Origin of the sequence: Salinispora pacifica DSM 45544 (assembly GCF_000378845.1) — a bacterium.
Taxonomy (GTDB): Bacteria; Actinomycetota; Actinomycetes; order Mycobacteriales; family Micromonosporaceae; genus Micromonospora; species Micromonospora pacifica.
On record NZ_KB905359.1, the window covers coordinates 4,864,769 to 4,879,298 of the forward strand.

Annotated in this window: 10 protein-coding genes; 5 read left to right on the forward strand and 5 right to left on the reverse strand. The window is 68.0% G+C overall.

Annotated elements, in window-relative coordinates; genetic code table 11:
• Positions 1-44 precede the first annotated feature (44 nt).
• Entirely contained in the window at positions 45-617 is a 573-nt protein-coding gene (locus SALPAC3_RS0122345; RefSeq protein WP_018223396.1) for a TetR/AcrR family transcriptional regulator, read from the reverse strand.
• Positions 618-856: 239 nt separating this feature from the next.
• Between SALPAC3_RS0122345 and SALPAC3_RS0122350 the strand changes: the two genes are divergently transcribed.
• Both SALPAC3_RS0122350 and SALPAC3_RS0122355 read left to right on the forward strand, forming a co-directional pair.
• Positions 857-1,501 carry an HAD family hydrolase gene (locus SALPAC3_RS0122350; RefSeq protein WP_018223397.1) on the forward strand — a complete coding sequence of 215 codons (645 nt, stop codon included), beginning with the start codon at positions 857-859 and terminating at the stop codon, positions 1,499-1,501.
• Between the two features lie 154 nt (positions 1,502-1,655).
• Positions 1,656-2,582, forward strand: coding sequence for a serine protein kinase RIO (locus tag SALPAC3_RS0122355; RefSeq protein ID WP_018811195.1), 927 nt, complete (start codon positions 1,656-1,658; stop codon positions 2,580-2,582).
• A gap of 21 nt (positions 2,583-2,603) precedes the next feature.
• Here the strand turns inward: SALPAC3_RS0122355 and SALPAC3_RS0122360 are convergent, their stop codons facing one another.
• On the reverse strand, positions 2,604-2,852 hold the full coding sequence (locus tag SALPAC3_RS0122360; RefSeq protein WP_018223399.1) for a DUF2630 family protein: 249 nt from the start codon (positions 2,850-2,852) through the stop codon (positions 2,604-2,606).
• A 186-nt stretch (positions 2,853-3,038) separates the two neighbouring features.
• The gene (locus SALPAC3_RS0122365) at positions 3,039-5,888 is read right to left on the reverse strand and encodes an aconitate hydratase (RefSeq protein ID WP_018223400.1); all 2,850 of its coding nucleotides are present in this window, start codon (positions 5,886-5,888) and stop codon (positions 3,039-3,041) included.
• Positions 5,889-6,222: 334 nt separating this feature from the next.
• On the opposite strand from SALPAC3_RS0122365, the gene SALPAC3_RS28450 reads away from it, so the two are divergent.
• The 3 genes from SALPAC3_RS28450 to pulA all read left to right on the forward strand — a co-directional run bounded on the left by SALPAC3_RS28450 (position 6,223) and on the right by pulA (position 9,976).
• Positions 6,223-6,381, forward strand: coding sequence for a DUF5993 family protein (locus SALPAC3_RS28450; protein WP_018223401.1), 159 nt, complete (start codon positions 6,223-6,225; stop codon positions 6,379-6,381).
• Between the two features lie 15 nt (positions 6,382-6,396).
• Positions 6,397-7,008 (forward strand): disulfide bond formation protein B, encoded by a 612-nt coding sequence (locus SALPAC3_RS0122375; protein WP_018223402.1) that lies wholly within the window; start codon positions 6,397-6,399, stop codon positions 7,006-7,008.
• A 124-nt stretch (positions 7,009-7,132) separates the two neighbouring features.
• Positions 7,133-9,976 (forward strand): pullulanase-type alpha-1,6-glucosidase, encoded by a 2,844-nt coding sequence (pulA, locus tag SALPAC3_RS0122380; protein ID WP_018223403.1) that lies wholly within the window; start codon positions 7,133-7,135, stop codon positions 9,974-9,976.
• 66 nt (positions 9,977-10,042) lie between these two features.
• Here the strand turns inward: pulA and SALPAC3_RS0122385 are convergent, their stop codons facing one another.
• Positions 10,043-12,379, reverse strand: a complete 2,337-nt coding sequence (locus SALPAC3_RS0122385) for a hypothetical protein (RefSeq protein WP_020493371.1) — start codon at positions 12,377-12,379, stop codon at positions 10,043-10,045.
• 344 nt (positions 12,380-12,723) lie between these two features.
• Positions 12,724-14,364: a right-handed parallel beta-helix repeat-containing protein gene (locus SALPAC3_RS0122390; protein ID WP_018223404.1), complete on the reverse strand. Its 1,641-nt coding sequence runs from the start codon at positions 14,362-14,364 to the stop codon at positions 12,724-12,726.
• Positions 14,365-14,530: the final 166 nt, after the last annotated feature.

Sequence of the window (14,530 nt, forward strand, 5' to 3'; positions counted from 1 at the left end):
CCAACCGAGGGGAGGGCCGCCAAAGCAGGTCTGGGTGGGGATGGTCAACGCCGGCGGACGGCCTCCTCGACCAGGTTCAGTACCGGTCCGAGGTCGTCGGCGGGGCGGCCCATCGCCAGGTGCAGGACCAGACCGTCGTACGCCAGCTTCAGGAACTGGGCGAGCACATCGAGCGGGATGTCGTCGCGTAGGACGCCCGCCTCGCGCTGGCGGAGTAGGCGGTCGCGGGTGGCTTCGGCGATCGCTGCGGATCGTTCGGTCCACCGCCGGGCGAACGCGGGATCGGTGCGCAGCCGGCGCGACACCTCCAGCTGGCTGCCGAGCCAGCCCGTCGTGTCGGGGGAGGCAGCCCGGGCCAGCAGATCGCGCATGACCTGCACCAGGCCATTACGGGCGACAGTTTCGACCATCGCCGCCGCATCGTCCTCGGCCACGGCGAGGAAGAGGGAGTCCTTGTCGCGGAAGTGGTGGAAGATCGCTCCACGGGACAGCCCGGTCGCCTCCTCCAGGCGGCGCACGGTGGCGCCCTCGTACCCGTGGCGGGCGAAGCAGACCCGGGCGGCGGTGAGGATCTCCTGCCGGCGCGCGTCGAGTTGGTCCTGACTTACTCTGGGCACGGTTCGATCGTGTCAAACCACCCGGCGTCCTGCAAACCGTACGTACGGCTTGCGGTGTGGCCGGCCGGCTCGGTTCGCGCGGCGGAGGAGCCCCGATCGGCTGGCGCGTGTGCCGGCAACCCCGGTCCGCCTCCAGCGGCCGAATCTCCTACCAGTGCTTAGTCCGTTTGTCGCGAATTTCTGGACATTTGGCTGCTTGGGGCTGTCGGGCGGACACCTCCGTCCCGTAAGGTGCCGGAGTGCCGCTGCTCCTTCTTGACCTGGATAACACCCTGCTCGACCGAGAGAATGTGTTCCGAACCTGGGGCGAGCGCTTCCTGGTCAAGATCGGTGCGCCGCCAGGTGACCTCCGTTGGCTGCTCTCCGTCGACGCGGACGGGTTGACCGATCGGTGGGATGTGGCCGATGCGATCCGTAACCGCTACTCACTGGCGGTCCGCTCGGTCGACCTGGTGGAGGAGCTGCACGAGGGGGTGCTCGCCGACACCCGGCTTGATCCACTGGTGGCGTGCGCGCTGCGGATCGTCGGCGATGCCGGGTGGATGCCGGTGGTGGTCTGCAACGGGGCGGTACGGCAGCAGGAGGAGAAGATCCGGCGGACCGGGCTGGACCGCTACCTGGCCGACTGGGTGATCTCCGAGGCGGCCGGGGTCAGCAAGCCGAACCCGCGAATCTTCGCACTGGCCGCGCAGCGGGTTCGGATGCCGCTGCGCGGGGCCTGGGTGGTCGGTGACGGCCCGGAGGCGGATATCGGCGGTGCCGCGGCCGTGGGGCTGCCCAGCGTCTGGCTGCACCGGGGGCGCACCTGGACCGACGGACGATTCGCCCCCACCTTCACGGTCGATGGTCTGATCGCCGCCCTCGCCGCGGTGCTCGCGGCGTAATACCGGTTGCCGCGCCGCGATCCGACGGCGAGCATGGGGACCGCACGGCGCACCCGGGCGAGTGGCCCGGTCGAGGGGAGGAGGTCGGTCATGGCCGTCTACACAGGTCACTTTTCGCTGTCTCCATCGACCTCGACCGAGGGAATTCACCGCAGTGCGCGATCACGACTCTCCGGTGCCGGAACGCCGGACCCGCGGCAGACGCCGCTTCGACGATGACGAACCACGCTTCATCAAGCGGGGGTGGAGAGCCGGGCCGCAGCCCGCTGACTCCGACCCGCTGCCGGACGCCCAGCCCTGGTCGTCCTGGGACGACGCGATCCGGGGCCCCCAGCCGTACCCCGCCTGGCTGGTAACGGAGCTGGCCGCCAAGGACACCGAACTGGGCGTACTCAAGACCGGCAAGGAGGCAGACGTCCACCTCGTCCGCCGCGCCGTGCCCGACACCGATCGGTCCTGCCTGCTCGCGGCGAAACGATACCGAGCTGCCGACCATCGGCTCTTCCACCGGGACGCGGGATATCTGGAGGGGCGGCGCGTGCGACGCTCCCGGGAGATGCGGGCGATGACCCGGCGAAGCGCGTTCGGCCGGCAGATGATCGCGGGGCAGTGGGCGGCGGCGGAGTTCGCCGTGCTCGGCCGCCTCTGGGAGATCGGTGCCCGGTACGGCACGATCGCCGTGCCCTACCCGGTCCAGCTCCGCGGCACCGAGCTGATGCTGGAGTTTCTTGGTGACGGCGACGAGGGGCGGGCCGCCCCTCGGCTGGCGCAGCTGCGGCCGGCGGAGGCCGACCTGCGTGACCTGTGGGGACAACTCGTCGAGGCGCTGGTGGTACTCGCTCGGGCTGGCCACGCCCACGGTGACCTGTCGCCCTACAACCTTCTGGTGCACGAGGGGCGGTTGGTACTCATCGACCTGCCGCAGGTCGTGGATCTGGTCACCAATCCGCAGGGGCCGGATTACCTGGCCCGAGACGTCCGGGTCGTCGCCACCTGGTTCGTCGCTCGTGGCCTGCCGGCGGAGCAGGCAGAACCGCTCGCCCTCACCGAACACCTGCTCCGGGAGGCGGGCCTGCGTTGAAGCACTCCTCCAACCGGGGGCCTACTGGAGGTAGCGCGCCACCTCCGGTGCCGGACGTCCGCCCTGGGCGTCCGGGTCGCCGTGGGTGGAGCGGGCGGCACGCCGCCGGCGCAGCAGGTCCCAGCACTGGTCCAGGGACGCCGACAGATCCCGGAGCCGGTCGCGGCTCTCGTCGTCGGTGCCCTCCTCGTTGGCCTGGGCCGCGGCGCGGAGCTGGTGTTCCTCGTCAACCAGCGCGGAGATGCGCTTCAGGATGGTCTTGTCGTCCATGACCACGAGCCTGGCACAGCATGGCGAGATCACATCCGGGATCGGGCCGCTGTCTCACGGCCGACGCCTGGTCGGCCGTGATGGCGGTGGCGAGGCGGGGAACCGTTCGGGTAGGTAGCCCGGCCCGACCCGCCGGACGGAAACGCGACGGGCCCCCACCGTGGTGGGGGCCCGTCCGTTACCGCTTCAGCCGATCATCCGCCGCAGCACGTACTGCAGGATGCCGCCGTGCCGGAAGTAGTCCGCCTCTCCTGGCGTGTCGATGCGGACCACCGCGTCGAACTCGACCCCGGTGTCGGTGGTCACCTGGACGGTCCGCGGGGTGTTGCCCTCGTTGAGGGCGGTGACTCCGGTGATGGAGAAGGACTCGGTGCCGCACAGGCCCAGCGACTCGGCGGTCTCGCCGGCCGGGAACTGCAACGGCAGGACGCCCATACCGATCAGGTTGGAGCGGTGGATCCGCTCGTACGACTCGGCGATGACCGCCTTGACACCCAGCAGCATGGTGCCCTTGGCGGCCCAGTCCCGGGACGAGCCCGAACCGTACTCCTTGCCGGCCAGGACGATCAGCGGGATCCCCGCCTCCTGGTAGGCCACGGCGGCGTCGTAGATGGTGCTCTGCGCGCCGGTCAGGTGGTTGACCGTGAAGCCGCCCTCCGGCAGCGCGGCCCCGGCAGCGGAGTCGGCACCGGGCACCCGAAGCTGGTTACGCAACCGGATGTTGGCGAAGGTGCCCCGAATCATCACCTCATGGTTACCCCGGCGGGAGCCGTACGAGTTGAACTCGTGTCGCGGCACGCCGTGCTCGGCGAGGTACCGACCCGCGGGGGAGTCGGCCTTGATCGCGCCGGCGGGCGAGATGTGGTCGGTGGTTACCGAGTCGCCGAGCTTGGCCAGGACCCGCGCCGCGCCGATGTCGCGGACCGGTGCCGGCTCGCGCTGCATGCCCTCGAAGTACGGGGGCTTGCGGACGTAGGTCGACTCGCCCTCCCAGGCGAAGGTGTCGCCGGTCGGCGTCGGCAGCGACTGCCACCGCTCGTCACCGGCGAAGACGTCCGCGTACGCCGAGCTGAAGCCGCCGGCGCCGATCGCGGCGGCGATGACCTCCTGGATCTCGGCGCTGCTCGGCCAGATGTCGCGCAGGAACACCGGGTCTCCCTGGGCGTCCTCGCCGATCGGCTCGTTGGCCAGGTCGATGTCCATGGTGCCGGCGAGCGCGTACGCGACCACCAGCGGCGGGGACGCCAGGTAGTTCATCTTGACGTCCGGGTTGATCCGGCCCTCGAAGTTGCGGTTGCCGGAGAGCACCGAGACGACCGAGAGGTCCTTCTCGTTCACCGCGGCGGAGATCTCCTCCGGCAGCGGGCCGGAGTTGCCGATGCAGGTGGTGCAGCCGTAACCGACCAGGTGGAAGCCGAGCTTCTCCAGGTACGGGGTGAGGCCGGCCCGCTCGTAGTAGTCCATGACGACCTTCGAGCCCGGGGCGAGGGTGGTCTTCACCCACGGCTTGCGGGCCAGGCCCCGTTCCACGGCGTTGCGAGCCAGCAGCGCGGCGCCGATCATCACCTGCGGGTTGGAGGTGTTGGTGCAGGAGGTGATGGCAGCGATCACCACCGCACCGTGGTCCAGCTCGAACTCGGTGCCGTCGGCGCCGGTGACCCGGATCGGGTTGGTGGCCCGGCCGCCGGAGCCCACCGCCGCGGTGACCAGGTCGCGCGGGGCGTCAGCGGGGTCGGTGACCTCGTTGGCGGGGGCATCGCTGGCCGGGAAGGACTCGGCGCTGGCCTCGTCGGCGGGGCCGCTGATGCCCTGCTCCGGCTCGCCGTCGGCCGCGTCCACGGCGACGTAGTCGGTGAGGGCGGCCCGGAACAAGGTTTTGGCGTTGCCCAGCGGCACCCGGTCCTGGGGCCGCTTCGGGCCGGCGAGCGACGGCTCGATGCTGCTCAGGTCCAGCTCCAGCCGCTCCGAGTAGTTCGGCTCCGCGGCCGGGTCGTGCCAGAGGCCCTGTTCCTTCGCGTACGCCTCGACGAGCGCGACCTGCTGCGGGTCGCGCCCGGTCAGCTCCAGGTAGCGCACCGTTTCGGCGTCGATCGGGAAGATCGCGACGGTGGAGCCGTACTCCGGGGACATGTTGCCGATGGTGGCCCGGTTGGCCAGTGGCACCGCGCTGACGCCGGGGCCGTAGAACTCGACGAACTTGCCGACCACACCGTGCTTGCGCAGCATCTCGGTGATGGTCAGGACCAGGTCGGTGGCGGTGGTGCCGGCTGGCATCTCCCCGGAGAGCTTGAATCCGACGACCCGCGGGATGAGCATGCTCACCGGCTGGCCGAGCATGGCCGCCTCGGCCTCGATGCCGCCGACGCCCCAGCCGAGCACGCCGAGGCCGTTGACCATCGTGGTGTGCGAGTCGGTGCCGACCACCGTGTCCGGGTAGGCCTGGCCGTTGCGCTCCATCACCGTACGGGCGAGGTATTCGATGTTGACCTGGTGCACGATGCCGGTGCCCGGCGGGACGACCTTGAATTCGTTGAAGGCGGTCTGACCCCAGCGCAGGAACTGGTAGCGCTCCTTGTTGCGCTCGTACTCCAGCTCCACGTTGCGCTGGAAGGCGTCCTCGCGGCCGAACAGGTCGGCGATGACGGAGTGGTCGATGACCAACTCGGCCGGGGCGAGCGGGTTGACCCTGGTCGGGTCGCCGCCCAGACCCCGCACGGCCTCACGCATGGTGGCCAGGTCAACCACGCAGGGTACGCCGGTGAAGTCCTGCATCAGCACCCGCGCCGGGGTGAACTGGATCTCCACGCTCGGGTCGGCGGCCGGCTCCCAGGCGCCGAGCTGCCGGATGTGGTCGGCGGTGATGTTCGCGCCGTCCTCGGTCCGGAGCAGGTTCTCCAGGAGGATCTTCAGGCTGTAGGGGAGTCGGTTGTGCCCCTCCACCTTGTTGATCTTGAAAATCTCGTAGCTCGCGTCGCCGACGCGTAGCTGGGTCTTCGCACCGAAGGTGTCGAGGCTCGCCACGTCGTACTCCTTCACACCAGTGGCCGTGAGCAGTCCTGAGCAGTCTGTCGCACCGGCGGGGGCGGTGCGGTGCTTAGGGGGTCCTTACCTGCATTAGCTGCGGGTACAAACCGTACGTCCGTCTTGCTATTCGCGCAACCCTGACCCCGGTGCGGGGCGAGGCCAGCCGGTTCGCCGCTTGTGTCGAGTGGGTGCGGCGGTGGTGAGTGCGCGCCGGTGCGCCGCCGGTTGCGGTCTCGCCCCCTTGCCGGCGGCGGGGCGTAGCCGGTTCGGGTTGAAGTCCGGTCGACGGTCGAGTTGGTTCTTGATTCCGGCTCGGAGCTCCCGATCTACCCACTATTTTGAGTAAATGGCAACAATTATCTTCGCGGTGCTACTCGTCGCCGGCTGGCTCATCGTGCGGGGCGGCGGGCGCGGGACAGTCCTCGCCGCGTGGACGGTTTCGCTCTGCGCCATCCTGCTGCTCTTCAACTATCACGTGGGCGCGAAGCTGCCGCTGAACTTCTGATCGATTGAGGATGTTATGACCGGCCGTCTGGGCTTCTGGCTCGCGCACCTCTTCGTCCTCGCCTACTGCGGTGTGCTGCTCGGCGGGTTCGTGGTGCAGTTCGTGACCGGCGATCTCCCGTGCCCGCTCTGCATCCTGCAACGGATGGCGATGATGCTGGTGGCCTTCGGGCCGCTCTATATCATCGCGCGGACCCGCCGTGGCGATGTGCGGCTCGCCGACTACGCCATGGGGTACGGGATGAGTATCGTCGCCGCCGTGGCCGGTGCCGCCATCGCGGTCCGCCAGATCCTGCTGCACATCGTGCCGCCCGACCCCGGCTACGGGTCGCCCCTATTGGGGCTACACCTGTACACCTGGGCATTTATTACGTTCTGCGTGGTACTGGTGTTTTGTGGGGTGAGTCTGATCTTCGCCCGCGCGTTGGTACCGCGGGGTGTGCGGTTCGGTTGGCCGTCCAAGGTGGTCTGCGGGCTGTTCCTAGTGATCGTGGCGGCGAACCTGGTGGTGGTGTTCCTCCAGGCGGGCTTCCACTGGTTCCTGCCGCCTGACCCCGACCGCTACGAGATCTTCCATGGTCTGGCGTTGTGGAGCGCTGGGGCGATATCGGGCGGCGCTACGGAGTGAGGGCGGGCGTCGGGTTCACCTTGTGCAAGGTGCCTGCAGAATTTCGACCAAACTTGCAAGGGATTGCAGAAAGTTTCGACGGCAGCTAGCGTGCGGCTCATCAGCGACCAGAGGAAGGCCGTCGATGAAACCCCCGCCGATCCCGCGCAAGGCGCTGCTCACTCTCGCCTCGCTGGCGACCCTCACCCTCGCCGGCACCAACACCCTCGTTCACCTCCAGCCACCCGGCGACGCCGATGCGCCGGCCGTGGCCGGTGCCGAGCCGTGGGCCGCCGACCACCTCGACACCACGCTGCTCGCCGCCGGTGACCACCAACCCGCATTCGGGACCACCACCGGCCTCGACCTGACCGCGCAGCAGGCGCACTGGATTGACCGCGGCACCGTCGCCTGGCCGACCGAGATCCCGGACGGCACGAGGTACGCCCTGGTAACCTCCGCGGCCGGCGAGGTGACCCTGGTTGACGGCGAACTCGTCGGGACGTACCGGACGATCCCGCTGCAGGCCCGGCGGCACGGGCTGACCGCGGCGCAACGCGAGCGGTTCCCGCACCTGGCGGCGTACCAGGCCCTCGCCCTGAACCGAAAGCACCTGGCCGGGGTACCAGCGGCGCTGCGCGGACAACTCGTGGTGACCGAGCGGGACGCCGGAGGCGCCCTGCGCGCCGCCACCGGCGTCCAGATCCCAGGTGTGCTCGACGACGTCTACGCCCCGGCGATCCGGGCGCGGCTCGGCCCGACCTTCACCGGTGCGGCGCCGACGCTCGCGGTCTGGGCCCCCACCGCCCGCACGGTGACACTGCAGTTGTTCGACACACCGACATCGCGACCGCGGCCAGTGGCCATGCAACGGGACCACCGCACCGGCGTGTGGTCGGTGCGGGGAGCCCCATCCTGGACCGGGAGGTACTACCGCTACCAGGTCGAGGCATGGCAACCGGCCGAGCAGCGGATGGTCACCGCGGCGGTGACCGACCCGTACTCGCTGGCGCTCGCCCCCGACTCCACCCACAGCCAGATCGTCGATCTCGCCGACCCTCGGCTTGCGCCACCGGGCTGGACGCAACTACCGAAGCCGGCGGCGGTACCGGCGACGCGGGCGCAGATCTCCGAGCTGTCGGTACGAGACTTCTCGATCGCGGACAGCACGGTGCGGGCCGAGCGACGCGGCACGTTCCGTGCCTTCACCGACCCGGCCACCACCGGGATGCGACACCTGAAGGCGCTCGGCGACGCCGGGACGACCCACCTACACCTGCTCCCGGCATTCGACTTCGCCACGATCCCCGAACGCCGCGCCGACCAGCAGCAACCCCCCTGCGACCTGGCGGCGCTCCCGCCAGACTCGGACGAGCAGCAGCGATGCGTCACCGCAGTCGCCGACACCGACGGGTACAACTGGGGGTACGACCCGCTGCACTACACCGTGCCAGAGGGCGGCTACGCCGTTGACCCGACCGGGGCGGCGCGGACCAACGAGTTCCGGCGGATGGTCGCCGGGGTGAACGGCGCCGGGCTGCGGGTGGTGCTCGACGTCGTCTACAACCACACCTCGGCGGCGGGCACCGACCCGAAGTCGGTGCTGGACCAGGTGGTTCCCGGCTACTACCACCGGCTGCTGGCAGATGGCTCGGTGGCCACCTCGACCTGCTGCGCGAACACGGCCCCCGAACACGCCATGATGGGCAAACTCGTGGTCGACTCGGTGGTCACCTGGGCCAAAGAGTACAAGGTGGATGGATTTCGGTTCGACCTGATGGGTCACCACCCGAAGGCAAACATGCTGGCCGTCCGCGCCGCCCTCGACGAGCTGACCATCGTCCGTGACGGAGTGGACGGTCGTAGCATCCTGCTCTACGGCGAGGGCTGGAACTTCGGCGAGGTAGCCAACGACGCGCGGTTCGTTCAGGCAACCCAGGCCAACCTGGCCGGCACCGGCATCGGCACCTTCAACGACCGCCTCCGGGACGCGGTGCGCGGAGGCGGTCCCTTCGACGCCAACCCGCGTCGACAGGGCTTCGCCTCCGGGCTGTACACCGACCCCAACCACGACCCGGTGAACGGGTCAGCGGCGCAGCAACGCGCCCACCTGCTGCACCAGCACGACCTGATCAAAGTTGGGCTCACCGGCAACCTGCGGGACTACCGATTCACCAACACCGCCGGCGAGCAGGTCACCGGGGCGCAGGTGGACTACAACGGATCGCCAGCCGGCTACACGGCCGCACCGGGGGAGTCGGTTACCTACGTGGACGCGCACGACAACGAGATCCTGTACGACGCGTTGACGTACAAGCTGCCGGAAGACACCACGGCGGTAGACCGAGCACGGATGCAGGTACTCGCGCTCGCCACCGCACTGCTGGGGCAGGGCACCGGATTCGCCACCGCCGGCAGTGAGCGGCTGCGGTCGAAGTCGCTGGACCGTAACTCGTACAACTCTGGTGACTGGTTCAACCAGATCCGATGGGACTGCGCCCAGGGCAACGGGTTTGGCATCGGACTCCCATCCGAGCAGGACAACAAGGACAAGTGGTCGTACGCTCGTCCCCTGCTTGCCGATCCGGGGTTGGTGCCGGACTGCGCGACGATCGACCTGGCCGGGAGCCGGCACACCGAGTTGCTTCGGATCCGCTCATCGTCGCCGGTGTTCGGGTTGCGGACGGCAGCGCAGGTGCAGCAACGGGTGGCGTTCCCGTTGTCGGGCCCTGCGGAACAGCCGGGGGTGCTGACGATGACGCTGGACAGCCGCGGGTTGGGTGGTCCCTGGAAGTCGGTGACGGTGGTCTTCAATGCCACCCCCCAGGCGGCTGCCCAACAGCTCACCGACCTGCGCGGAGCGGACATAGCGCTGCACCCGGTGCTGCGTACCTCCGCTGATGAGGTCCTGCGAACGTCCTCGTTCGCGGCCGACAGTGGCACGTTCACGGTTCCGGCCCGCAGCGTGGCGGTCTTCGTGCAGCGGTGACCCGACGCGCAATTGGTCCGGCCCCCTCCGCGTCAGCGGAGGGGGCCGGACTGACTAGCTGGTCGATCAGCCGAAGCAGTTCTCGATCCGCTCGAGGCTGCCCTGACAGTTGGTCGGGTCATTGCCCTTGATCGCGGACTTGTTGTCGACTGTGACCTTCCCCAGTGCGCTGAACACGCCACCCGGCTTGAAGGTCGAGCGGTTCTTCGTCACCTTGGAAGCAGTCAGATCGACGCTGCCCAGGACGTTGAAGATCCCGCCGCCGGAGAAGCCGGCGAGGTTTTCGGAAACTGAGCTGTACCGGAAGGTGACCGCGCTGAGGAGGTTGAACACACCGCCCCCGAAGACGCCGGCCTTGTTGTCCGTGATGTTGCTCTTGTCGACGTTGGCAATCACGCCAAGTGCCAGCGCCATGCCTCCACCGTCACCGACGGTGCCGTTGTTAACGAGCTGTGCCTCCTGCAGGTAGAGGCTGCTTCGCTCGGCCGCGGCGATCCCACCGCCGGCGAGCAGCGCCAGGTTCCGGGCAACTATGGTCTGCTTGACCGTCATGTCGCCGCCGAGGTCGAACAGGCCGCCGCCGAAGCCAAGTGCATCGTTACCGGTGACCTCGGCCTTTTCGACCGAGACCATCCCGGCCTTGATGTCCTTGCGGTCCAGGAACGCTGCCCCGTTGGCGATACCGCCACCGCCGATGACAGCGCCGTTTTCCATCACTCGGGACGAGGAGACCCGCAGGACACCCCCGTTGAAGATGCCGCCGCCATAGTGGAAGGCGTCATTCTTGATCAATGACGTGTGGTAGAGGTTGGTCTTGCCGAAGTTGGCGATCCCACCTCCGACACCACCGGCAAGGTTGTGCTCCAGGTAGGACTTCTCAAAATCGGCAGTGCCGCCGGCCTGCACCAGGACGCCAGCGCCGTCCTTGGTGTTGTGGTGCGGGAACAACTTGTGCTTCGCACCTTCAGCGGCAGGGGCCGTCCACTCGGCAACTGGTGCGCCGACGGTGGCGTCGTCGCTGGTGGTGGTGTTCTGGTTCCAGCTGGCGGCGCCGTTTTCGTTGGTGGCGTCGTCGCTGGTGGTGGTGTTCTGGTTCCAGCTGGCGGCGCCGTTTTCGTTGGTGGCGTCCCCACTGGCGGCGCCGTTCTGGTTCCAGCTGGCGGCGTCGCCGTTGACGGCTGCGTCCACGCTTGCGGTGGCCGTGGCCTCGTCCGCGACGGTGGCGTCCGTGGCCTCGTCCGCGACGGTGGCCTCGTCCGCGACGGTGGTGTCGGTGGTCGTGGCCTCGTCCGTGACAGCGGTGTCGGTGGTGGTGGCCTCGTCCGCGACGGTGGTGTCGGTGGTCGTGGCCTCGTCGGTGACAGCGGTGTCGGTGGTGGTGGCCTCGTCCGCGACGGTGGTGTCGGTGGTCGTGGCCTCGTCGGCGACAGCGGTGTCGGTGGTGGTGGCCTCGTCCGCGACGGTGGTGTCGGTGGTCGTGGCCTCGTCCGTGACAGCGGTGTCCGTGACGGTGGCCTCGTCCGTGACGGCGGCGTCCACATTCGTGGCCTCGTCCATCGTGGCGTCCCCGTTAACGCTGGCGTCTCCGGTCACCGCGTCGCCTGACCACTGTGCTGGCCCTGCCGTGTCGACGGGGGTCTCCGTGTTCGCCGTGGGGTTGGCCGTGGTGGCCGGGGTCGTTGTGCCGGCTCCCGCAGTCCGCGGCTCGCCCTGGAACAGCGGTAGGTACGGCTGGCCCGCCTTTGCAGCCTCTCCCGCCGCGACCGAGTTCGAAAAGCGTGACCACACCGCCTCGGGGTGGTTCTTACCCCGTTCGTCCGCAAGGGTCTTACCCCCCTTAATGGTCAGGCCCTGTGCCTTTAGGTGTCCACCCCGGCCGACATTGAGGATTCGGAAGAAGTCAGCCTGGCTATCCCGGACGATCTTGGTGTTCTGCCCGATAAGCGTGATCGGTTCCTTGATGATCGGCAGGCCGTTGCCGTAGCCGTCGGAACGGGTCAGCGTGTAGGTGCAGTCCTTCGCCAGCTTGAGTACGCCGCCCTGGTTGCTGTTGGCGTGGATGATCGCCTGGATCAGCTTGTCGGTGTTGCAGGGCACCTCCTTTCCGTGCTTCTTCCCCGGGTACTCCTTGTTTTGGCTGCCCCCCCAGTTTCCCCTGTGGTTGGCTTCCCAGTCGCCCTCGCCGCCCGCGCCTCGGTCGTCGGCTGCCTGCTCGTTCGTGGTGATCTGAGCGGTGTTCCAGGCCAGGTCCCGGGCGCCGGCTCCGGCCCCGGTGAAACCGACCGCGGCGATGCTGACCACGCCGGTGAGGCCGGCGACGCCGCTGGCGAACCAGAGTTTGCGTCGTCGCTTCGACGCAGCCTCCGGGCCGGTGGCGTTGTTTGGATCTTGGTAGTTGGACATTGGAGCTCTCTACCCTCTCCTCATACCAGACAGGGGCGCCTCGCTTGAGAGCGAGTGTCCCTACTACAAATCGGTTGTAGCTCCCAGAAACACCGTATGGGAATCATTCTCACCTCGGGGGCTTTTATGAAAGAAGCCCACATTTGGTTTGCTGCGGGATGGATTGGGGCGTGAGTCCTCATAAGGCGCAGATATATCAATGTGTTCTAAAATGTGAGTTATGGTATGCAATCGGACATACCTCTTAAACAGCTCATCGCGTCAGCTTCGGGTAGATACGGGACTCCTCCGGCCGCACCCGGCCGGAGGAGTCCGATCTATGTGGTGGTGCACTCAGGGGTGCCTCATCCGAAGCAGCGTTTCGGAACGACCGGGCTGCCCGTGCAGTTCGTCGGCCGGTTCTTCTTGACCGCCGACTTCTCGTCGATCTTGACGCCGTTGTTCGTCGTGAAGATGCCGCCCGGCGGTGTGGTGGCGAAGTTCTCGATCACCGTGCTCTGGATCAGGGAGACCTGTCCGTAGGCGTTGACGATGCCACCGCCCACCGCGAAGGGGCCGACCGCCCGGTTGCCGACGACTTCGCTCTTCCGCAGGGTCACGAAGGCCTTCACGTTGAACAGGCCAGCGCCGCCCACACCTTCGGCCACGTTCTCCTTGAGTACGCTCTCCTCCAGGATCGCGGTGGAGTTGTTGGCTACCGCGAGGCCACCCGCAACGTCCGTGGCGACATTCCGCTCGATCTTCACCTGTTCCAGGTACAACCTGGACTTGTCGATACCGAGCATGCCGCCGGCGTCCCGCCCAGCGGTGTTGTCCGTGACCTCGCTACGGGTAACGCTCGTGTTGCCGGAGCGGTCGAGGATGCCGCCGGCCAGGCCCGGGGTCTGGTTGCGGCTGATCGTGCTACTCCATACCCAGACGGTGCCTCCCTTGGCGCCGGGCTTGAACGAGCCGTTGGCGAAGCCGCCGCCGCCCAGGCGAGCGTTGTTCTGTTCGATCTTCGACCGTTCGATCCGTAGGATGCCGGTGCTGAAGACGCCGCCGCCGAACTCGGTGGCGCTGTTGTGTTCGACTGCGGAGTCCCGGATGGTGGTCGTGCCGTAGTTGGCGACGCCACCGCCGTTGCGGCCGTGGTTCAGCACGATCGCGCTCTTCTCGATGTCGGCCTTGCCGCCACGCTGGACCAGGATTCCGGCGCCGTCGCCGTCGCCATGGCGGCTGATCATCGCCGTGCTGGTGGTTGTTGATCCAGCTACTGCCTGCTCAGTTGCCTGAGTAGCTTCCCCCGTCATCGAGAGGTCGAGCGGCGACGGCGTTTCGGGCGTTGAGTAGGCCCAGCGGGGCGTGGTCTGTCCGCCCTTGACGGTAATTCCCTTGAGGGTCAGGTGGCCATCGCGCCCGACGTTGAAGATCCGGAAGTGCGCGGCGTTGGCGGCCCGAGCGATCGTGGTGTCGTACCCGTTGAGAACGATCGGTTCCTTGATCACTGGAAGTCCGTTACCGTGCTCGCCCCGGGTCAGCTCGTAGGTGCAGCCCTTGGCGAGCGTCAGCACGCCGCCACGGTTCTGGTTGGCGTGGACGATTGCTTGGATCAGCTTGTCGCTGTTGCACGGGACAGCTTTCGCGTGGTCCGCAGTCTTCCGGTGCTCCTCCCGGCCGCTGCTGTCGCCGCCGCCCCACTGGCCCTGGCCCTGGCTGTCGCCACCGCCCCACTGGCCCTGGCTGTCGCCGACCGTGCCGCCCTCGGCGGGAATGGTCTCAGCGGGGTCGGCATCGCTGACCTTCTGTTGGATGTTGGCCTGCGTCTCCGCCCGGCCGGAGCTTTCGGCCGTCTCGTTGTCTCGGGCAGCGACCCCACCGAGGGCCGCCAACCCGACGACGCCGGTCAGGCCAACGACACCGGCGGCGACCCACAGTGTCCGCCGTCCCCGGTTCGGTGGGTCGGCGTTGTTCCCGCCGTAAGGAGTTGTTACGTCAATGGACATCAGAGCATTCCGCCCTTTCGACTACCAGACGGTCCGCACCGAACGAAGGTGGCGCGAACTGCTACAAAACGGTTGCAGCCTCCGATGACCACCGTATGAGAAGATGTTTCATGGAGGGGATGTATCCGAAAAATCCCCGCATTCGGCTCATCTTAGGGCGGCTAGC